At 64.1% G+C, this 18,963-nt stretch carries 17 protein-coding genes; 16 read left to right on the top strand and 1 reads right to left on the bottom strand.

Going from position 1 to position 18,963, the window contains the following annotated elements; all coding sequences use genetic code 11:
* Position 1: 1 nt before the first annotated feature.
* From QQJ84_RS11740 to QQJ84_RS11665, 16 genes are all read left to right on the top strand, one after another.
* Positions 2-1,504: a glycosyltransferase family 39 protein gene (locus QQJ84_RS11740; protein ID WP_284258388.1), complete on the top strand. Its 1,503-nt coding sequence runs from the start codon at positions 2-4 to the stop codon at positions 1,502-1,504.
* Positions 1,505-1,549: 45 nt separating this feature from the next.
* Positions 1,550-3,463, top strand: a complete 1,914-nt coding sequence (gene shc / locus QQJ84_RS11735) for a squalene--hopene cyclase (protein WP_284258386.1) — start codon at positions 1,550-1,552, stop codon at positions 3,461-3,463.
* An 86-nt stretch (positions 3,464-3,549) separates the two neighbouring features.
* Positions 3,550-4,218, top strand: coding sequence for a class I SAM-dependent methyltransferase (locus QQJ84_RS11730; protein ID WP_284258385.1), 669 nt, complete (start codon positions 3,550-3,552; stop codon positions 4,216-4,218).
* A 209-nt stretch (positions 4,219-4,427) separates the two neighbouring features.
* Entirely contained in the window at positions 4,428-5,333 is a 906-nt protein-coding gene (coxB, locus tag QQJ84_RS11725; RefSeq protein ID WP_284258384.1) for a cytochrome c oxidase subunit II, read from the top strand.
* 20 nt (positions 5,334-5,353) lie between these two features.
* Positions 5,354-6,970, top strand: a complete 1,617-nt coding sequence (gene ctaD, locus QQJ84_RS11720) for a cytochrome c oxidase subunit I (RefSeq protein WP_284258382.1) — start codon at positions 5,354-5,356, stop codon at positions 6,968-6,970.
* Positions 6,971-7,027: 57 nt separating this feature from the next.
* Positions 7,028-7,942, top strand: a complete 915-nt coding sequence (locus QQJ84_RS11715; RefSeq protein WP_284258381.1) for a heme o synthase — start codon at positions 7,028-7,030, stop codon at positions 7,940-7,942.
* 1 nt (position 7,943) lies between these two features.
* A complete protein-coding gene (locus QQJ84_RS11710; protein WP_284258380.1) occupies positions 7,944-8,126 on the top strand; it encodes a hypothetical protein in 183 nt (60 codons plus the stop codon).
* Positions 8,127-8,189: 63 nt separating this feature from the next.
* Entirely contained in the window at positions 8,190-9,041 is an 852-nt protein-coding gene (locus QQJ84_RS11705) for a cytochrome c oxidase subunit 3 (RefSeq protein ID WP_284258379.1), read from the top strand.
* Between the two features lie 39 nt (positions 9,042-9,080).
* Positions 9,081-9,785: an SURF1 family protein gene (locus tag QQJ84_RS11700; RefSeq protein WP_284258378.1), complete on the top strand. Its 705-nt coding sequence runs from the start codon at positions 9,081-9,083 to the stop codon at positions 9,783-9,785.
* On the top strand, positions 9,782-11,257 hold the full coding sequence (locus QQJ84_RS11695; RefSeq protein ID WP_284258377.1) for a carboxypeptidase M32: 1,476 nt from the start codon (positions 9,782-9,784) through the stop codon (positions 11,255-11,257). Before QQJ84_RS11700 ends, QQJ84_RS11695 begins: the two co-directional genes overlap by 4 nt.
* A gap of 16 nt (positions 11,258-11,273) precedes the next feature.
* Positions 11,274-12,536, top strand: coding sequence for a tRNA uridine-5-carboxymethylaminomethyl(34) synthesis GTPase MnmE (gene mnmE / locus QQJ84_RS11690; protein WP_284258376.1), 1,263 nt, complete (start codon positions 11,274-11,276; stop codon positions 12,534-12,536).
* Positions 12,537-12,736: 200 nt separating this feature from the next.
* The gene (locus tag QQJ84_RS11685) at positions 12,737-13,456 is read left to right on the top strand and encodes a hypothetical protein (protein WP_284258375.1); all 720 of its coding nucleotides are present in this window, start codon (positions 12,737-12,739) and stop codon (positions 13,454-13,456) included.
* A gap of 171 nt (positions 13,457-13,627) precedes the next feature.
* A complete protein-coding gene (mnmG, locus tag QQJ84_RS11680; protein ID WP_284258374.1) occupies positions 13,628-15,340 on the top strand; it encodes a tRNA uridine-5-carboxymethylaminomethyl(34) synthesis enzyme MnmG in 1,713 nt (570 codons plus the stop codon).
* Positions 15,337-15,924 carry a 16S rRNA (guanine(527)-N(7))-methyltransferase RsmG gene (gene rsmG / locus QQJ84_RS11675; RefSeq protein ID WP_284258373.1) on the top strand — a complete coding sequence of 196 codons (588 nt, stop codon included), beginning with the start codon at positions 15,337-15,339 and terminating at the stop codon, positions 15,922-15,924. The genes mnmG and rsmG overlap by 4 nt, the downstream gene beginning before the upstream one ends.
* Entirely contained in the window at positions 15,893-16,699 is an 807-nt protein-coding gene (locus QQJ84_RS11670) for a ParA family protein (RefSeq protein ID WP_284258372.1), read from the top strand. Before rsmG ends, QQJ84_RS11670 begins: the two co-directional genes overlap by 32 nt.
* Positions 16,696-17,571 carry a ParB/RepB/Spo0J family partition protein gene (locus tag QQJ84_RS11665; protein WP_284258371.1) on the top strand — a complete coding sequence of 292 codons (876 nt, stop codon included), beginning with the start codon at positions 16,696-16,698 and terminating at the stop codon, positions 17,569-17,571. The genes QQJ84_RS11670 and QQJ84_RS11665 overlap by 4 nt, the downstream gene beginning before the upstream one ends.
* A gap of 220 nt (positions 17,572-17,791) precedes the next feature.
* Here the strand turns inward: QQJ84_RS11665 and QQJ84_RS11660 are convergent, their stop codons facing one another.
* The gene (locus tag QQJ84_RS11660) at positions 17,792-18,850 is read right to left on the bottom strand and encodes an HPP family protein (RefSeq protein ID WP_284258370.1); all 1,059 of its coding nucleotides are present in this window, start codon (positions 18,848-18,850) and stop codon (positions 17,792-17,794) included.
* Positions 18,851-18,963 lie beyond the last annotated feature (113 nt).

Raw genomic sequence — 18,963 nt, 5'->3', positions numbered from 1 at the left:
CGTGCGCCGCGCCCTCCCGGCCGCCCTCCTGGCGCTGGCCGCGCTCACGCTGCTGCGGCTGGTGGTGGCGGCCAATGTGCCGCTGGCGCCTGATGAAGCCTATTACTTCCTCTGGTCGCGCCATCTCCAGCCCGGCTATTTTGACCACCCGCCCATGGTCGCGCTGTGGATCCGCGCCGGCACAACCCTGCTTGGCCCTTCGCCCTTGGGCATCCGCCTGCTCGGCCCGCTTTCCGCGGCACTCGGCTCCCTCCTGCTCTGGGATGCCGGGGAGCGGCTCTTTCCCCGCCGCCAGGCCGGGCTCGCGGCGGCGGCGCTGCTCAACGCCACGCTGATGTTTGGCACCGGCGCCATATTGATGACGCCCGACACCCCGCTGCTGTTTTTCTGGACCGCCGGCATCGCCGCCCTGGCGCGGCTGCTCGCGAGCGGCAACCCGCGCTGGTGGCTGGCCGTGGGCCTCGCCGCCGGGCTGGCCCTGCTCTCCAAATACACCGCCCTGCTCTTCATCGCCCCGGTGTTCCTCTGGCTGCTCACCGCGCCGCCGGGCCGCGCCGCGCTGCGCACCCCCTGGCCCTGGGCGGCGGTGGCGCTGGCCTTCCTGGTCTTCGCACCCGATATCGCCTGGAACGCCGCGCATGACTGGGTGAGCTTCCTCAAACAGGGCGGCCGTGAATATTTCCAACCGCTGCTCCATGCCGACACCACCGGCTTCCTCACCCCGCCCCACCCCCAGCCCGCGCTCAATTTCGCCCCGCCCGCCGGGCCGCATGGCTTCAGCCTGCCTCGCCCGGTGCAGTTTTTTGGCGAGTTCTGGGGCGGCCAGTTCGGCCTGTTCACGCCGGTCATCTTTGTGCTGGCGCTCAGCGGCCTGTGGGCTCTGCGCCGCTCCCCCACGCCGCCCGCGCGGCTGCTGCTCTGGCTCACCCTGCTGCCCGGCGCGGTGTTTCTCGAACATGTCCTCAAAGACCGCGTGCAGGCCAACTGGCTCGCCATCCTCTACCCCTCCGCCTGCCTCGCCGCCGCCGCGCTGCCCGCACCCACCCTGCGCCGCTGGCTCAACCCCGCTTTGGCGCTGGGGTTTTTCCTCACCGCCGTCATCTACGCCCAGGCGCTCACGCATTTCCTGCCGCTGCCGCCGCGCGCCGACCCCTCGGCCCTGCAAATGTCCGGCTGGCCGGGCCTCGGCCGCGCCGCCGCCGCGCTCAACCCGCCCCCGGCCTTCCTCGCCTCCGACGACTACGCCACCGCCGCCGCCCTGGCCTATTACGGCCCCAAAAACATCCCCGTCGCCGGGTTTGACGATTACCGCTGGGCCTATTTCGCCTTCCCCCCGGCCAATCTGCAAAACAAAACCGGCCTGTTCATCACCCGCTACCAGCCGCCTGACTGCATAACCCCGCCCGCCACCCTCACCCGCCAGCTCGGCCGCCACATCATCGCGCGCTACCATGTCTGCTACGTCACCGCCGCCGCGCCTGGCGTGCTGCTCGCCGGGCCTTGAGCCCACCCCTGGCAAACCGCGCCGAATTTTGCCAAACGGCGTAACATGAACGCCAAACTCGACACCGCCATTGAGCTTGCCAGCGCCTCCCTGCGCGGCGAGCAGCGCCCGGACGGGCATTTTCTCTACGAGCTGGAGGCCGATGCCACCATCCCGGCCGAATATGTGCTGCTGGAGCATTACCTCGACCGCATCACCCCTGATCTGCAGGATAAAATCGGCGTCTACCTGCGCCGCATCCAGGGCGATCACACCACCAACCCCGGCGGCTGGCCCCTGTTTCACGGCGGCAAGCTTGACCTTTCAGCCAGCGTGAAAGCCTATTTCGCGCTGAAGGCCATCGGTGACTCCCCCGAGGCCCCGCACATGATCCGCGCCAGAAACGCCATCCTCGCGCATGGCGGCGCCGCGCGCACCAACGTGTTCACCCGCATCCAGATGGCCCTCTTCGGCGCCGTCCCGTGGGATGCCAGCCCCGTCGTGCCCATCGAGCTGATGCTGATGCCCGGCTGGTTCCCCATCAACATGCGCAAGGTCTCCTACTGGTCGCGCACGGTGATGACGCCGCTGATGGTCCTCGCCGCCAAAAAACCCCTCGCCCGCAACCCGCGCAACATCCGCATCGACGAGCTGTTCCACACGCCCCCGGCGCAGGTGCGCGACTGGATCCGCGGCCCCTATAAATCCGCCTGGGGCCCCTTCTTCAAACATCTCGACACCGTGTTGCGCGCCGCCGAACCCTGGTTCCCTAAAAAATACCGCGAGCGCGCCATTGCCAAGGCCATCGCCTGGACCATTGAGCGCCTCAACGGCGAGGACGGGCTGGGCGCCATCTACCCCGCCATGGCCAACGCCGCGATGATGTTCGACTATTACGGCGACCGGGAACATTTCGATATCGCCTTCGGCTCGGTGCAAAAGCTCCTCGTCATCAAGGATGACGAAGCCTATTGCCAGCCCTGCCTCTCCCCGGTGTGGGACACGGGGCTGGCCGGCCACGCCCTGCTGGAAGCCGGCGCCCCCGGCCCCGCCGCCGCCGCGTGTGACTGGCTGGCGCCGCGGCAAATCCTCGATGTCGTTGGCGACTGGGCCGACAACACCCCCGGCACCCGCCCCGGCGGCTGGGCCTTTCAATACAACAACGCCCACTACCCTGATGTTGACGACACCGCCGTGGTCGCCATGCTGATGCACCGCACCGGCGCGCCGCAATACGCCGGGGCCATCGCCCGCGCGCGCGAATGGATCATCGGCATGCAGTCCACCAACGGCGCCTGGGGCGCCTTCGACATCAACAACGACCGCCAATACCTCAATCACATCCCCTTCGCGGACCACGGCGCGCTGCTCGACCCGCCGACCGAGGATGTCACCGCGCGCTGCATCTCCTTCCTCGCCCAGCTTGGCCACCCCGAGGACCAGCCCGCCATCGCGCGCGGCGTGCAATATCTGCGCGAGACCCAATGCCCTGATGGCTCCTGGTTCGGCCGCTGGGGCACCAATTACATCTACGGCACCTGGTCGGTGCTCTGCGCCCTCAACGCCGCCGGTGTGGCGCATGACGACCCGGCCATCACCCGCGCCGCCACCTGGCTCATCGCCAAGCAGCGCGCCGACGGCGGCTGGGGCGAGGATTGCGAGACTTATGCGGGCGCGCCCCCCGGCGAATTCCACGGCGAAGCCGAACAAAGCCTGCCCAGCCAGACCGCCTGGGCGATGCTCGGCCTCATGGCTGCGGGCCTCGCGGACCATGACGCGGTGAAAAAAGGGGCCGCCTACCTCCAGGGTGCGCAGGACGCGCAAGGCAGCTGGACCGAGCGCGCCTACAACGCCGTCGGCTTCCCGCGGGTGTTCTACCTCAAATACCACGGCTACCCGCGCTTCTTCCCGCTGCTGGCGCTCAGCCGCTACCGGAGCCTGCTCGCCGCCAACGACCGGCGGGTTAAATTCGGCTTCTAACCCCCGGCGCAAATTTCAACCATTGCCTTGACCACCAGTTATGCGCCAAGGTCCATGGCAATCGGATGACAGGTTAAGGACACCACATGGCTGATGCTTTCGGCACGGCACTCAAAGGCCCCCGCGCGCCCATGGATACCGACGCGGTACGCGCGGCCTATAAGCGCCAGGCGAACAGCTATGACACCTGGTTTGGCCTCATCTCGAAGCACAGCCGCCAGGCAGCTGTCACGGCCGTCAATCAGGCGCCGGGCGAGCAGGTGCTGGAAGTCGGCGTCGGCACCGGCCTCGCCCTGCCGCTCTACAGCCCGGCCAAGCGCGTCACCGGCATCGACCTTTCCGCCGAAATGCTGGTCAAGGCCCGCGCCCGCGCGGCGGCGCTCGGCCTGCGCAACATCGAGGCCCTGCAGGAGATGGACGCCCAGGCGACCACCTTCGCCGACGCCTCGTTCGATATCGCGGTCGCCATGTTCGTCGCCTCCGTGGTGCCCAAGCCGCGCCTTCTGCTCGCCGAGCTGAAACGCGTGGTCAAACCCGGCGGCACTATTTTGCTGGTCAACCATTTCGCCCGCGCGCGCGGCCCCATCTGGTGGGTGGAGCGCGCCCTCGCCCCCGCCTCCTCGCTGATCGGCTGGCACCCTGATTTCAAACTCGGCCATATTTTTGATGCCGCCGATCTGGCCGCCGCCCGCATCACCAAAATGCCGCCCATCAGCCTGTTCAGCCTGGTTGAGCTGACCAACGAACCCAGATAAAACCTGAAGCTTTCGCGGCTGCCCCGCCCGGCTGGCCGCCATCCCGCCAGGGCGCGGCCCCGCCAGCTCCGCGCCGCCGCCGCGCGAGGGCGGCGCCGGGCCAAATTCCTCCGCCCTGGAAACTTGATCTTATGGGGGCTGGCTTATATCAGGATGGAATTCAGGGCGGACCGGCTCTACGGTCTGCGCACTTAAGCGGGATAACGAGAATGAAGCGGTGTATCACTTCGGCATTGGGCGTGGCTGGTTTGCTGGCCCTGTTCGGCCACGCGGCGCTGGCGCAAGCCACCGCCACCGACCCCACGGCGGCGGCGAACGCCTATGTGAACGCGCCGCATAACTGGCAGATGTGGTTCCCCACCCCCGGCAGCCCGATGCAGGCGCAGATCGACTGGCTGATGAAATTCGTGCTCTGGATCATGACCGGGGTGGTCGGCTTCGTCGGCGTGCTGATGGTCTATGTCTTCATCCGCTTCCGCGCCGGGCGCAACAAGGTGCCCAGCACCGTCACCCACAACACCCTCATCGAGGTGATCTGGATCGTCGTGCCCACCCTGCTGCTGGCGGTCATCGTCATCCCCTCGATCAACCTGATCTATTACGAGGCCGATGACTCCAACCCCTACCTGACCATCAATGTCACCGGCCACCAGTGGTACTGGGAATATAACTACGCCGGCGTGCAGGGCGGGCTGGACTACACCAGCTACATGATCCCCGACAACCAGATCCAGCCCGGCGAAATCCGCCGCCTCTCGGTTGACCACCCGATGGTCGTGCCCGCCGGCGAGAAGATCAAATTCGTCATCACCAGCGCCGATGTGCTGCACGCCTTCTACCTGCCCTCGCTCGGCATGCAGCGCTACGCCATCCCGGGCACCAACCTCACGCAATGGACCATCATTCCCAAGGTCGGCACCTATTACGGCCAGTGCAACCAGATCTGCGGCGTCAACCATGACGCCATGCCCATCGAGATCAAGGCCATTCCGCTCGCCGATTACCTCAACTGGGTGAAATACGCGCAGACGAATTATTCGATGAACACCGTGCCGCGTTCTCCGCTATCATCCCCCCTGCCAGTCAATGAGCTGGCCGACGCTTCCTCGAATTAAGCCCCGGACAGGAGCCAGACATGACCGCCACCACCCACGACCATTCGCATGATGCCCATCCGCATGACGCCCATGAGGCCCACCACCAGAAGGGCTTCATCGAGCGCTGGCTGATGAGCACCAACCACAAGGACATCGGCACCCTCTACATCACCATGGCGGTGATCGGCGCCTGCGTCGGCGGCGTTCTCTCGGTCATCATGCGCCAGCAGCTCATGTATCCGCATAACGACATCATCACCTCCGGCGCGGCGTGGAACGCCATCATCACCGCGCACGGGCTGATCATGATTTTCTGGTTCGTCATGCCCGCCCTGATCGGCGGCTTTGGCAACTGGTTCGTGCCGATGATGATCGGCGCGCCCGACATGGCCTTCCCCCGTCTGAACAATATGAGCTTCTGGTTCCTCGCCGCGGGCTTTATTTTCGTCATGATCGGCCTGTTGCTCGGCAACGGCACCGGCGCCGGCTGGACCATCTACCCCCCGCTGGACAACGCGCAGTACTCCCCCGGCGTCGCGACTGATTTCTCGCTCTTCTCGCTGCATCTGGCCGGTGTCTCCTCGCTGCTGGGCGCCATCAACTTCATCGCCACCATCCTGAACATGCGCGCGCCGGGCATGACCATGCACAAGATGCCGCTGTTCTGCTGGGCCATCCTGGTCACCGCCTTCCTGCTGCTGCTTGCCATCCCCGTGCTGGCGGGCGCTGTCACCATGCTCATCATGGACCGTAACTTCGGCACCTCCTTCTTCGAGCCCTCCGGCGGCGGCGATCCGGTGCTGTTCCAGCATCTGTTCTGGTTCTTCGGCCATCCGGAAGTCTACATCATGATCCTGCCGGCCTTCGGCATCATCAGCCATGTGGTCTCCACCTTCTCGCGCAAGCCGATCTTCGGCTACCTCGGCATGGCCTACGCGATGGTCGTCATCGGCTTCGTCGGCTTCATCGTCTGGGCGCACCACATGTTCGTCTCGGCCATCAGCACTGACAGCAAGGTCTATTTCGAGGTCGCCACGCTGGTCATCGCGGTGCCCACCGGCATTAAAATCTTCTCCTGGATCGCCACCATGTGGGGCGGCTCCATCGAGTTCAAAACCCCGATGCTCTGGGCCATCGGCTTCATCTTCCTCTTCGTCATCGGCGGCGCCACCGGCGTTGTGCTGGCCAATGCCGGTCTCGACCAGGAACTCCATAACGACTACTTCCTCATCGCGCATTTCCATTATGTGCTCTCGATGGGCGCCGCCTTCGCGGTGTTCGCCGGGTTCTACTACTGGATCGGCAAGATGACCGGCCACCCCTACCCTGAATTCTGGGGCAAGGTGCATTTCTGGACCTTCTTCATCGGCGTGAACCTCACCTTCTTCCCGATGCACTTCCTGGGCCTGGCCGGCATGCCGCGCCGCTACCCGGATTATGCCGACGCCTTCGCGGGCTGGAACTACGTCTCCTCCATCGGCTCGATTATCTCCGGCGTCTCCACCCTGGTGTTCTTCTACGTGCTCTACGCGGTGTTCACCTCCAAAGAGCAACTGGCCGATAACTACTGGGGCGAGGGTGCCACCACGCTGGAATGGGCCGTGCCCTCCCCGGCGCCGCATCACACCTTTGAAGACGTTCCGGTCATTCGTTAATGTCCGATCGTCCCTCATCGTCATGCCGGCGCAAGCCGGCATCCCGGTCCATGACGCATGAGTGACTCCACCCTCTCCGGCGGCCTTGGCGTCAGCACCGCCGCTGACTGGTTCTCCCTGCTCAAGCCCCGTGTGATGTCGCTGGTCGTCTTCACCGGGGCGATCGGCCTCATCGTCGCGCCCACGCATATCAACCCGGTGCTCGCCTTCACCGCCATCCTCTGCATCGCGCTCGCCGCCGGCGCCTCGGGCGCCATCAACATGTGGTATGACGCCGATATCGACGCGGTGATGCACCGCACCGCCTCGCGCCCCATCCCCGCCGGGCGCATCACCGCCAACGACGCGCTGGGCTACGGCATCGTGCTCTCCGCCATCTCGGTGCTGCTGATGGCCATGGCCACCAACCTGCTCGCCGCGGCGTTGCTGGCGCTCTCCATTTTTTATTACGTCTTCATCTATACCATGTGGCTCAAGCGCAGCACGCCGCAAAACATCGTCATCGGCGGCGCCGCTGGCGCGTTCCCCCCGGTCATCGGCTGGGCGGCCGCCACCGGGCATGTTTCGCTGCTGCCGGTGCTGCTGTTCACCATCGTGTTTTTCTGGACCCCGCCGCATTTCTGGTCGCTTTCCCTCTTCGCCTCGGGCGATTACGAGCGCGCCGGCGTGCCGATGCTCCCCGTGATCAAAGGCCCGCGCCATACGCGCCTCAACGTCATGGTCTATTCGGTGCTGCTGCTGCCCATCGCGCTTTCGCCCTATCTGTTTGGCCTGTGCGGTCTCTTCTACGGCGCCACGGCGCTCGTGCTCAGCGTGGTGTTCTGCTATTATTGCTGGCGCGTCCTCACCGACCAGCAGGACCCCCAGGGCCACAGCCTGACCAACAACGCCCCGGCGCGCGCCGCCTTCAAATACTCCATCCTCTATCTTTTCATTCTGTTCGGCGCCTGCGCCGTTGACCGGTTTATTTAACATGCCCGAAAAAATGCCCCGGACCGAGTTGCGGGAGTCCAGCTGGACCCCAGAGGAGCGGGCCGAATTCAACCGCCGCCGCCGTGGCCGCAACCTGTTGCTGCTGGCCGCGCTGGCGGGTTTCAGTGTGCTGGTTTACGCCATCGCCATCGTGAAACTTCACGAATACGGGCAAATGTGGTGAAAACCGGCATAGGTTGGAAAGCAGTTTCCAGGATCAATTTTTTGGCGAAGAGAGTGTAGACACATGAGCAGCCCAGCGCATTCGGCGACAGACCAGATCAAAGGCACCGTCCCGCATCCTTACCATCTGGTCAATCCGAGCATCCTGCCGCTCTGCGGCGGCATCGCCGCCATGACCACGTTTGCCGGTATCATCCTCGCCGCGCATTTCCACAGCTTCATCGTGCTGGCCATTGGCCTGCTCTTCGTGGTCAGCACCATGTTTCTCTGGTGGCGCGATGTGGTGGCCGAGGCCCGCACCCCCGGCCTGCACAAGGTCATCACCCAGGTCGGCCTGCGCTATGGCATGGCGCTGTTCATCACCTCGGAGGTGATGTTCTTCGTCTCCTTCTTCTGGAACTATTTCAACTATTTCTTCTACCCGGAAAAAATGGGCACCGCCTTCGCGCCGGTGTGGCCGCCCCAGGGCGTCACCACGATTGACCCTTTCGCCATCCCGCTGTTCAACACCATGGTGCTGCTGCTCTCGGGCACCACCATCACCTGGGCGCACCACAGCCTTTTGGAAGGCGACAATAAAAACACCGTGCGCGGCCTCGCCGTCACCGTGCTGCTCGGCGTGATGTTCCTCTGCGGCCAGGCGTGGGAATATACCCATTCGCCGTTCCCCTTCTACCACGGCGGCATCTTCTCCTCCTCCTTCTTCATCGCCACCGGCTTCCATGGTGTGCATGTCATCATCGGCACCGTGTTCCTCACCGTCTGCCTGTTCCGCGCGATGAAGGGCCAGTTCACCCCGCAGCGCCATTTCGGCTTCGAGGCCGCCGCCTGGTACTGGCACTTCGTTGACGTGGTGTGGCTCTTCCTCTTCGTCTGCATCTACTTCCTGGGCCGCAGCGCGATTGTCGCCGGCTAACCCGCCCTTCAGCGCCATGCCGGTGAAAGCCGGCATCGCATGACACCCAATAAATGGAAGCGGCTGATTGCCCCCGGCATCGCCGCTTTCATCACGTTCTGGCTGCTCATCGCGCTGGGCGTGTGGCAGCTGCACCGGCTCAAGTGGAAGGAGGGGATTCTCAAAGCCATCCACACCGCCGAAATCTCCGCGCCGATCCCGCTGCCTGAACACCCCACGCCGTTTGAGAAAGTCTCCATCACCGGCACCTGGGTTCCCGGCAAGGCCGCGCTCTATGGCGACGAGGTGCATGACAGCCCAACCGGCCCCATCGCGGGCGGTGAAATCCTCATGCCCTTCGCGCGGCCGAACGGGCAGATCGTGCTGGTTGACCTAGGCTGGGTGCCGCAGCAAACCCCCGCGCCATACCCCGAGCCCGCCGGGCCAACACAGGTCGCGGGCTATCTGCACGGCGCCATCGAGCCTGGCTGGTTCGCGGCACCTGACAGCCCGGGGCAGGGGCTTTATTACACGCTCAACCCCGTGAAAATCGCCGCCGGAATGGGCCTGCAAAACGTCGCGCCCTATATCCTTATCGCCATGGGCCCGCTGCCGCCCCCCGGCAGCGCCGCGCCGCAACCCGCCCAGCATTTGCCCACGCCGCCCAACAACCATTACGAATACGCGCTCACCTGGTTCGGCTTCGCAGGCGTGCTGCTGTTCGAGTTCTTCTTCTTCGCCCGGAAAAGGCTGCTGGACCCATGACCTCTTTGAAGCGCCTGCAACAGAATTTCGCCCGCATCGCCACGCTGAACGAAGCCGCCGCCATGCTGGGGTGGGACGCCGCGGCCATGATGCCCCCCGGCGGCGCCCAGGCGCGCGGCGAGCAGATGGCTGTTTTGGCCGGGCTCTCGCACGAGCTGCTCACCGCCCCGGCGCTGGCCGAAGACCTCGCCGCCGCCACCCCGCCTGCTGACCCCTGGGCGGCCCAGAACCTCACCCTGATGCGCGAAGCCCACACCCGCGCCACCGCCCTCCCGCGAGACCTGGTGGAGGCCAGCTCGCGCGCCAGCAGCGCCTGCGAGACCATCTGGCGCACCGCCCGCAAGGCGTCGGATTTCGCCGCCGTCCGCCCCGCGCTGGCGGAGGTGTTCAACCTCACCCGCCAATCGGCGCAAATCCTCGGCGCGGCGCTCGGCCTCTCGCCCTATGATGCGCTGATGACGCAGTATCAACGCGGCATCCACGCCGCCGATGCCGCGCCGATTTTCGCCGGCTATGAAATTTTCCTGCAAAAAGCCCTGCCACAGGCTGAGGAAATCCAGAACCGCCAGTCTCATGAAACACTGCCCCCCGGCCCCTACGCCACCGAAATCCAGGAGGCGCTGTGCAAACAGCTCAGCGCCGCCGCCGGGCTGAATTTCGCCTCCGCCCGGCTGGATCGTTCCGCCCACCCCTTCTGCGGCGGCACCCAAACTGATATTCGCATCACCACCCGCTATGACGAAGCCGACCCGCTCTCCGCCATAACCGGCGTGCTGCATGAAACGGGGCACGCGCTGTATGAACAGCATCTCCCCACCGCCTGGCGCCGCCAGCCGGTGGGGCAGGCGGCGGGCATGGCCACGCATGAGAGCCAGTCGCTCATCATCGAGATGCAGGCCGTGCGCGCCGATGAATTTCTCGCGCATCTCGCAACCGTTTTAGCAAAAGCCTTCAACAAGCCGATCACCGCAGCCGCGTTGAAGCGCCGCCTGCGCCATGTGTCGCGCAGTTTCATCCGGGTCGAGGCCGACGAGCTGACCTACCCCGCGCATGTGTTGCTGCGCTTTCGCCTCGAACAAGCCCTGCTCTCGGGAGACTTGGCGGTGGCTGACCTGCCGGGCGCCTGGAATGATGGCTTCCACGCGCTCCTTGGCATCACCCCGCCGGACGACGCGCATGGCTGCCTGCAGGATATTCATTGGTATGACGGCGCCATCGGCTATTTCCCCAGCTACACGCTGGGCGCGATGGCCGCAGCGCAGCTTTTCGCCGCTGCCCGCAAGGCGCTCCCGGCGCTTGGCGCGCATCTCGCCGCGGGGGATCTCTCGCCGCTGACAAACTGGCTGGCGCAACACATCCACAGCCAGGCGTCGCGCTTTGGGTTTAATGAATTGTTGTTGGCTGCAACAGGTGAAAATCTGAATCCGGCGGCGTTCGAGGCGCATCTTGCGTCACGATATCTAACAACATGATAGTTTTTGCCGGGGCATGAACGGCACTATTTTTTCGCCCATCACCGGGCGGGGCGGGGCTGTTAGCGTGTTGCGGCTCTCCGGGCCGGGGGCGTTGGAGATCACCGCCGCCCTGGCGGGCGGGTTGCCCGCGCCGCGCCATGCCTCGCTGCGGCCGCTGCGCTGGCAGGGCAGGGTGCTGGACCATGCGCTGGTCACCAGCTTCCCCGGCCCGCACAGTTTCACCGGTGAGGATTCCACCGAATTCTCGCTGCACGGTGGCCGCGCGGTTTTCGCGGCGGTTTCTGAGGCTCTGGTGGCCCTGGGAGGGCGCCCGGCGGAACCGGGGGAGTTCTCCCGCCGCGCTTTCCTGAACGGCCGCATGGACCTTGTGGCAGCCGAGGCGATGGCTGACCTGATCGCCGCCGAAACCGAGGCGCAGCGCGCGCAGGCGATTGAGGGGGCGGACGCGCTGCAAAAAACCTGCGAAAGCTGGCGGGAGTCACTGCGCCAGACCATGGCGCAGCAGGAAGCGCTGATCGATTTTCCCGATGAGGATTTGCCCCCGGATGTTGAAGCCGGGCTGGTTCAGCGGATTGCCGGTATCCAGCGCGAAATGCAGGCGATTTTGGAAGCCGCCCCGGCGGCGGCGCGGCTGCGCGAAGGTCTGGAATTCGTCATCCTCGGCGCGCCGAACGCGGGCAAGTCCACACTGCTGAACGCGCTGGCCGGCGAGGAGGTGGCCATCGTCTCCGATATCCCCGGCACCACGCGCGATGCGGTGGGCGTGCGGGTGGATTTGGGCGGCGTGCCGGTGCACCTGACCGACACAGCCGGGCTGCGCGAGACGGAGGATTTTGTGGAGGCCGAGGGCGTGCGGCGCGCGCAGGCGCGGGCGGCGCGGGCGGATCTGATCATCGCCGTGGCGGCGCCGGGCGAGGATTTTCCAGCCGTGCCGGAAGGTATCGCGGTGCTGTTCGTGCGTACCAAGGCTGATCTGGCGGGCGAGGGGGTCTCGGCCCAAACAGGGCAGGGGATGGCTGAATTGCGCGCCGGGCTGGCGGCGGCGGCGGCCCGGCTCACCGACACCAAGGGTGCGGCCACGCTGGCACGGCCACGCCAGATTGCCTGCGTGCGCGACACCGCGGCGGCGCTGGAGCGGGCTTTGGCGGAGCGCGCGCCTGAGTGCCGCGGCGAGGAGCTGAGGGCCGCCGCGTACGCCCTGGCAAGGCTGACAGGGGTAATCGGCGTGGAGGAGATTCTCGACGCCGTGTTTTCAGGGTTTTGTATTGGGAAGTAGGCGGGGTGAGGAAAGCTCACCGAGCAGGGATTTTATAGAATAAAGCAGAATTTTGCGGCATTATGTGGCTTAGGCCGCCATAGGGAAAACGGTGGTTTGTGGACAAAAACTCTACATTCTGGGGTGGAATAACCCCATGAACCAAACATCATATAATTGCAGCCTTGGCGGCATCCTTAGAGTCCAGGTAAGGTGACATTATGTCGAATCGTAACCCCTTTATTTCGCTTTCGACTGAGGGGGTGGTCGGTCTGTTTTTTTCATTACTTACATATCTCATTCCGTTAACTTGGCCTTGGCATGTTTTTTGTGTGTTGCTTACATGCGCAATTGGTGTCGATGTCGTTAGGCGGATGCCATTAAAGAATAATCTTAGGGTAGTTTTTCAGGTTTTGATTGTTGCAGCGGTCATTGGGCTTAATTTCGAACCGATTTACAGTAAGATTTTCCCATCAGCACCTGTGCCATCGATAGGCTCCTTAGAATACGTTTCTGCGACTATAAAATTTGTTCGTAAACTTTCAACGGGCGATGATTATGTACAAATGCAAGTGCAACTCAAGAATGAAAACCCATATCTGATTCAATATTCCGCAACCCTATCTGGCAGCGCGAATGGCAAAACCCCGCAGCAGAAGCAGGTAGTATTGAAGGGATATGTCGCAGCTAATTCCCGAATTTTTCTTATCTATAATGATATTTATAATGTGAAGCTAAATGGGAATGGAGAGTTTATGCCTGCATTTGTGGGAATTTTAAAGTATAATGTAAAATATAGATCGGTCATGGAAACGGATTTTGTGCGCTCTACGGGCAAAACCCTGAGATTTATATCTCCTTTTGGTTCAGCCGAAATTTATAAGCCAATGAATGAAATTTTTCCTATAGTGGTTAGATTTGATTCTGAGATAGAGAAATAGCGGTATTTGTGTAGCAAATTCATTCTTCGGAAAGTGACCAGCAGCTAAACTAACGGGGTCCGGGCCTCAGGCCCGGCCAGGGGTGCAGGGGGTGGAGCCCCCTGCCGGGTTGCAGGGCAGAGCCCTGTGATTTCCTTGCCTATATACCTGCAAACTCGCTAATACCCCCTCATGAAATACGATGTGATTATCATTGGCGGCGGGCATGCGGGCGCGGAGGCGGCGGCGGCGTCTGCGCGGGTGGGGGCCTGCACGTTGTTGCTTACCCACCGGGCGGACCGGCTGGGGGAAATGTCGTGCAATCCGGCGATCGGGGGGATCGGCAAGGGGCATCTGGTGCGCGAGATTGATGCGCTGGATGGCTTGATGGGAAGGGCGGCGGATGCGGCGTGCATCCATTTCAAGCTGCTCAACCGCACCAAGGGGCCGGCGGTGCGCGGGCCGCGGGCGCAGGCGGACCGCAAGCTGTATCGCAACGCCATCCAGGCGCTGCTGGCGGCGCAGGAGAATTTGACCATTGTTGAGGGCGAGGCGGCGGGGCTGCTGCGCGATGCCTCGGGCCGGTTGAGCGGCGTGACCACGGCGGATGGGCGGGTGTTTTCCTGCGCGGCGGCGGTGCTCACCACCGGGACTTTTTTGCGCGGGGTGCTGCATTTTGGCAATGTGATGGCCCCGGGCGGGCGGATTGGCGACGCCCCGGCGGTGGGGCTGGCCGAGGCGCTACTGGGCCTGAACCTGCCGCTGGGGCGGCTGAAAACCGGGACACCGCCACGGCTGGACAAGAAGAGCATCGACTGGGACGGGCTGGCTGAGGACAAGGGCGAGGACCCGCCGGAGTGCTTCTCCAGCCTGACCGAGCGCGTGACCAACCCGCAGATCTCCTGCCGGATTACCGGGACGACCGAGCTGACGCATGCGATTATCCGCGAAAACATCCATAAATCGGCGGTGTATGGCGGGAATATCGCGGGGAAGGGGCCGCGCTATTGCCCCTCCATCGAGGATAAGGTGGTGCGGTTTGCGGAGAAGCCGGGGCATCAGATTTTTCTGGAGCTGGAGGGGCTGGATGATGACACCGTGTATCCCAACGGGATTTCCACCTCGCTGCCCGAGGATGTGCAGGAGCTGCTGGTGCATTCCATCCCAGGGCTGGAGCACGCCAAAATCCTGCGGCCTGGTTATGCGGTGGAGTATGATTATGTGGACCCGCGCGCGCTGGACCATGGGTTGCAGGTGAAGGCGCTCCCGGGGCTGTATCTGGCCGGGCAGATCAACGGCACCACCGGGTATGAGGAAGCCGGCGCGCAGGGGCTGATGGCGGGGCTGAACGCCGCGCGCGCCGCCGGTGGTTGTGCGCCGGTCAGCCTGGGGCGGGCGCAGGCGTATATCGGGGTGTTGATTGATGATTTGGTGACGCAAGGGGTGACGGAGCCGTATCGCATGTTCACCTCGCGGGCTGAATACCGGCTGTTGTTGCGGGCGGATAATGCGGAGCTGCGGCTCACACCGCTGGGGCTGGGCTGGGGTTGCGTGGGGGCTGAGCGGGCGGGGGCGTTTGCAGCGCTGGAGGCGGAGATCGCGGGGTATGCGGGCAGGCCGGAGGGGCATTCACGCGGGGCGGAGATTTTGCGGGCGGATTTGCATTATGCCGGGTATCTCAACCGGCAGGAAAACGAGATTAAGGCGCGCGCGCGCGATGAGGCGGTGGTGATCCCCGAAGGGTTTGATTATGGCGCGGTTGGCGGGCTCTCCAACGAGTTGCGCGAAAAGCTGGAGCGGGTTTGCCCGCAAAACTTGAGCGCGGCGGGGCGGATTGAGGGGATGACGCCGGCGGCGCTGGGGGCGATTTTTGGCGCGTTGAAAAAAGCCCGGCGGGCGGCATGAACGAGGAGCGGTTGCGCCAGTTTGCGGCGCTTGTGGCGAAATGGTCGCCGCGGATCAATCTGGTGAGCAAGGGGGATCTGCCGCATATCTGGGAGCGGCATGTGCGGGACTCCTTGGAGCTGGTGGCGCATATTCCGGCTGGGGTGACGCGGGCGATCGATCTGGGCTCCGGCGCCGGGTTCCCCGGCATGGTGCTGGCCGTTGCGACGGGGATCGAATTTACGCTGATTGAGTCCGACACCCGCAAGGCGGCGTTTTTGATGGAGGCGGCGCGGATTTTGGGGGCGCCGGTGAGGGTGTTGAACACGCGCATCGAGGCGGCGAAGACGGTGCCAGCGCCGCTGGTGACAGCCCGGGCGCTGGCGCCGCTGGACAAATTATTGGGGCTGGCGGCCCCGCATTTGGCGGAAAATGGCGTTTGTCTGTTCCCAAAGGGGCGTGGCGCCGAAGTTGAATTGACGGCCGCAAGGGCGGTCTGGCACATGGAGGCCGAGCGCTTTGCGTCGAGCCTAGATGCAGAAGCGTGCATCCTGAAAGTGAGCCAGATCCGCCATGTTGGAACAAGTAAAGCCGCCGCGCCCTAGGATCATCGCCGTTGTAAACCAGAAAGGCGGGGTGGGGAAAACCACCACCGCCATCAACCTTGCCGCAGCACTTGCGGTGGGGGGCAAGAAGGTGTTGCTGGTGGATATTGATCCGCAGGGCAATGCCAGTACCGGATTAGGGATTGACCGCGCCATCCGAAAAGGCGGCAGCTATGCGCTGTTGGCTGGTGATGCGGCGCTCGGGGCGCTCACGCTGGAAAGCGGGGTTGAGAATTTGACCATTGTGCCATCGGTGGAAGATTTGATCGGCGCTGACCTGGAGTTCAGCCAGACGGAGCGCCGGGAGTTTTTGCTGCGTGATGCGCTGGCGGGAGACTGCGCGGTTGACACTGTGTTTATCGACTGCCCGCCGGGGTTGGGGCTGTTGACGCTGAACGCGCTGGTGGCGGCGGACTCGGTGCTGGTGCCGTTGCAGGCGGAGTTTTTTGCGCTGGAGGGGATTTCGCAGTTGATGCGGACCGTGGACCGGGTGAAGCGCAGCCTGAATCCGAAACTGGAAGTGGAGGGGATTGTGCTGACCATGACCGACAAGCGCAACAACCTCTCGGAGCAGGTGAGCAATGATGTGCGCGGGCATTTTGGCGCCGTGGTGTTCGACACCGCGATCCCGCGCAATGTGAGGATTACGGAGGCTCCGAGCCATGGGGTGCCGGTGTTGTTGTATGATTTCCGCTCGGTTGGGGCGCAGGCTTATCTGGCGCTGGCGGCGGAGTTTTTGAGGCGGACGCGGACGAGAAAGGGAGCTTCGGTATGAGTGTGAAAGAACAGCCAAAACGGTTGGGGCGGGGCCTGGCGGCGCTGTTGGGGGATGCGGCGGTGCCGGCGAGCGTGAACGCGCCGGGGGTGCAGGCGCTGCCGGTGGATCTGCTGGAGCCGAGTCCGTATCAGCCGCGCCAGGATATGGACGAGACGGCGCTGCAGGAGTTGGCGGATTCGATAAAGCAGCGGGGGATTTTGCAGCCGCTGCTGGTGCGGCCGAAGCCGGGGCATGAGGGGCAGTATCAGATTATCGCGGGTGAACGGCGGTGGCGGGCGGCGCAGAAGGTGAGCCTGCATGAGGTGCCGGTTTTGGTGCGTGAGTTGAGCGATGCGGATGCGATGGCCGCCGGGCTGGTGGAGAATTTGCAGCGCGAAGATTTGAACCCGGTGGAAGAGGCTGAGGGGTATCAGCGGTTGATTACGGAGTTCCGCCTGAGCCAGGAAGCGCTGGGGGATGCTGTGGGAAAATCCCGCGGGCATATCAATAATACGTTGCGGGTGCTGAAGCTGCCGCTGCCGGTTTTGGGCATGGTGCGTGATGGCAGCCTCTCAATGGGACATGCGCGCGCGTTGTTGAACCACCCGGACCCGCTGAAGGGGGCGAAGGTGGTTTTGGATAAGGAGCTTTCGGTCCGGCAGGCGGAAGAGTTTGTGAATAATTTGGGGCGCTCGATTAAGGGGCGGGCGTTGATCAAGCCGCAGCTGGAGCGCCGGCCGGATGGTGAGGTTGAGGCGCTGGCGGAGAATTTGAGCGAGCGGCTGGGGGTGAAGGTGAAGATCGGGTTTAATGGGCGGAGCGGGACGATTACGCTGCATTATGCCAATCTGGACCAGATGGACTCGTTGCTGGCGCTGCTGAACGGTTGAAAACAGGGGGGTGCTTCACGTGAAGCACCCCCCTGTTATGCACAGGCTATGTTGTTGGAATTGTTTGATAAAAAAAAGTTGTCCACAGAAAAAAGGGTAGGTTGTTTTGAAAAAACAACGATTGGGTTTGAGGGAGGGGATGCCAGCTTTCGCTGGCATGACGGAGGGGTGGGGAGAGATGCCAGCTTTCGCTGGCATGACGAAAGGGGGCTGGTGGGGGTTAGGGGGCGGGGTGGGGGCGGGCTAGGGCGGCGAGGAGGTCAGTTTGGGTGACGATGCCTTGGGCGCGGCCGGTGGGGCTGGTGATGATGACGGCGCGGGTGCTGCCGTCGGTGAGGGGGGCGATCAGGTCTGAGGCTGGCTGGTTGGGGCTGGCGGTGATGGCGGGGGTCATCAGGGAGATGAGGGTGCCGGCGGGGTTGCGGGAGAGTTCGCGCAGGCCGATGGCGCCGGTGACGAGGCCGGTGGCGTCGGTGACCGGGAGGGTTCGCACGTCGTGGTTCAGCAGCAGGGCGCGGGCGGCGTCGGGCGTTGTGGTCTCCTGGGCCTGGATGACGTCGCGGGACATGATGTCAGCGCAGGTGAGGTGAGCGTGGGCGTGGGCGGCGGCGTGGGATTCGACGCGGCGGAGCAGGCGGTCAAGGTCGTCGCGGCTGATGTCGAAGGATTCGCCGGATTCGGCCAGGGCGGCGTCGATGTCTTCGGGGCGGAAGCCGGCGCGCAGGGGGGCGGGAAGGTCAGCCGTGCGGTGGGTGTTGGCGGCGAGCGGGGCGGGTTTGTGCGGGTAGGAATGGTTGGAGACCAGGCTGTGATAAATGATGCCGAAGCTCACCAGCAGGAGGCAGTTCAGCCCGACCGGGATGAAGGCGAAGAAGAAGCCCGCGGCGCTGACGCTGGGGCCGCCGAGGACGCAGAGCAGGGCCACGGCGCCGCCTGGCGGGTGTAGCGAGCGGGTGAGGGACATGAGGGCGATGGCGGCGGCGACGGCGATGCCGGCGGCGAGGGCTGGGTCTGGGATGAGTTTGGCGGTGGCGATGCCGGCGATGGCGGAGATGATGTTGCCGCCCACGACTGGCCAGGGCTGCGCCAGCGGGCTGGCGGGGACGGCGAAGACCAGCACGGCGGCAGCACCCATGGGGGCGATGAGCAGGGGCAGGACGAGGCTGTTGGCGTGGCCGAGCAGCAGGGCGCTCAGGATGCCGGTGAGGGCGATGCCGGTGAGGGCGCCGAGGCTGGCCTGCAGCCTGTCGCGCAATGTGGTGCCGGCTAAAATGAACATGGTGTCTCCCAGGGGCGATAGGCGGGGGGTAGGGCTGTGCCCTGGGCGTATAGAGCCTGATCGCTTTAAGTGCGATCAGGCTCTGGCTATTTTTCTGATGGCGATTCACGCTT

Origin of the sequence: Acidocella aquatica (assembly GCF_030160635.1) — a bacterium.
GTDB classification, from domain to species: Bacteria; Pseudomonadota; Alphaproteobacteria; order Acetobacterales; family Acetobacteraceae; genus Acidocella; species Acidocella aquatica.
The sequence above is the reverse complement of the archived record's forward strand: the minus strand, read 5'-3'. Positions and strand labels throughout refer to the sequence as shown.

Coding starts and splice junctions, on each gene's coding strand:
- shc (WP_284258386.1), top strand. CDS start 1,550: ATGAACGCCAAACTCGACACCGCCATTGAGCTTGCCAGCGCCTCCCTG.
- QQJ84_RS11730 (WP_284258385.1), top strand. CDS start 3,550: ATGGCTGATGCTTTCGGCACGGCACTCAAAGGCCCCCGCGCGCCCATG.
- coxB (WP_284258384.1), top strand. CDS start 4,428: ATGAAGCGGTGTATCACTTCGGCATTGGGCGTGGCTGGTTTGCTGGCC.
- ctaD (WP_284258382.1), top strand. CDS start 5,354: ATGACCGCCACCACCCACGACCATTCGCATGATGCCCATCCGCATGAC.
- QQJ84_RS11715 (WP_284258381.1), top strand. CDS start 7,028: ATGAGTGACTCCACCCTCTCCGGCGGCCTTGGCGTCAGCACCGCCGCT.
- QQJ84_RS11710 (WP_284258380.1), top strand. CDS start 7,944: ATGCCCGAAAAAATGCCCCGGACCGAGTTGCGGGAGTCCAGCTGGACC.
- QQJ84_RS11705 (WP_284258379.1), top strand. CDS start 8,190: ATGAGCAGCCCAGCGCATTCGGCGACAGACCAGATCAAAGGCACCGTC.
- QQJ84_RS11700 (WP_284258378.1), top strand. CDS start 9,081: ATGACACCCAATAAATGGAAGCGGCTGATTGCCCCCGGCATCGCCGCT.
- QQJ84_RS11695 (WP_284258377.1), top strand. CDS start 9,782: ATGACCTCTTTGAAGCGCCTGCAACAGAATTTCGCCCGCATCGCCACG.
- mnmE (WP_284258376.1), top strand. CDS start 11,274: ATGAACGGCACTATTTTTTCGCCCATCACCGGGCGGGGCGGGGCTGTT.
- QQJ84_RS11685 (WP_284258375.1), top strand. CDS start 12,737: ATGTCGAATCGTAACCCCTTTATTTCGCTTTCGACTGAGGGGGTGGTC.
- mnmG (WP_284258374.1), top strand. CDS start 13,628: ATGAAATACGATGTGATTATCATTGGCGGCGGGCATGCGGGCGCGGAG.
- rsmG (WP_284258373.1), top strand. CDS start 15,337: ATGAACGAGGAGCGGTTGCGCCAGTTTGCGGCGCTTGTGGCGAAATGG.
- QQJ84_RS11670 (WP_284258372.1), top strand. CDS start 15,893: ATGTTGGAACAAGTAAAGCCGCCGCGCCCTAGGATCATCGCCGTTGTA.
- QQJ84_RS11665 (WP_284258371.1), top strand. CDS start 16,696: ATGAGTGTGAAAGAACAGCCAAAACGGTTGGGGCGGGGCCTGGCGGCG.
- QQJ84_RS11660 (WP_284258370.1), bottom strand. CDS start 18,850: ATGTTCATTTTAGCCGGCACCACATTGCGCGACAGGCTGCAGGCCAGC.